Annotated in this window: 2 protein-coding genes; both read right to left on the bottom strand. The window is 59.0% G+C overall.

Going from position 1 to position 766, the window contains the following annotated elements; all coding sequences use genetic code 11:
• Nucleotides 1–118 (bottom strand): MscL family protein (locus EOD07_RS36270; RefSeq protein ID WP_206519673.1); only part of this gene is annotated, 118 nt, incomplete at its 3' end.
• 163 nt (nt 119–281) lie between these two features.
• A complete protein-coding gene (locus EOD07_RS36265) occupies nt 282–623 on the bottom strand; it encodes a DUF2853 family protein (RefSeq protein WP_127238497.1) in 342 nt (113 codons plus the stop codon).
• Nucleotides 624–766: the final 143 nt, after the last annotated feature.

Genomic DNA, 766 nt, shown 5'->3' with positions numbered 1-766 from the left:
TGATGATGTCGTTGACGAGCGAATCGACGATCTTGGAGAAGGCGGCGCCGATGATGACGCCGACGGCCAAGTCCATCACATTGCCCTTGGAAATGAATTCCTGGAATTCTTTCAGCATCCCCATCTCCTTTTAGGGGCGTTTCACCGTTCCATGGAAACGGCGAACCGCCCTATCTCCTTGTTTGGACGCAATTCCGGACGGAAGGTTACGGCGCAAGCGCCGAACTTAACCGCACGCACTCTTCCTGGAATTGCTCTGCCCCATTTGCCTGCTTCCGCCGTCAGGCGAAGACGCTCTCGCGCCTGAAATGCTTGACGAGCAGATAGTAGAAGACCGCGCGATGTTTGTTGCGGTTGGTCCGGCCGTACTGGTCGATAACCCTGGCGAGCCCCGCATCCAGGCCGGCATCGTCGGCCAGCCCCAGTCTTTTGACGAGGAAATTCTTCTTGACCCGTTCCAGTTCCTCCTTGTCCGAGGCCGAGACGGTGGATGCATCCTTGTCGTAGATCGCCGGGCCGCAGCCCTTCGTCACTTTCGTCAGGAGATCCATGTCCGCCGTAAGGCCGCACTTGACCCTCAGGTCCGCCGCATATTTGCTGATCAGCTCGTCTTGCTTGCTCACGCGTTTGCCCTCTCGTTTCCAGCCGGACAGCGATGCTGCCGTCGAGCCGCGCGGCCTGGTTGCCACGAAGTCATGTCTTGATTGTCTTGCCGCCCATAGGTGTCAGCTGTTGCGCGTCGCAAGCACGCCGTCGGGGCTAGCCT

The organism is Mesorhizobium sp. M2C.T.Ca.TU.002.02.1.1 (genome assembly GCF_003997225.1).
This window is presented reverse-complemented; position numbering and strand designations above follow the sequence as displayed.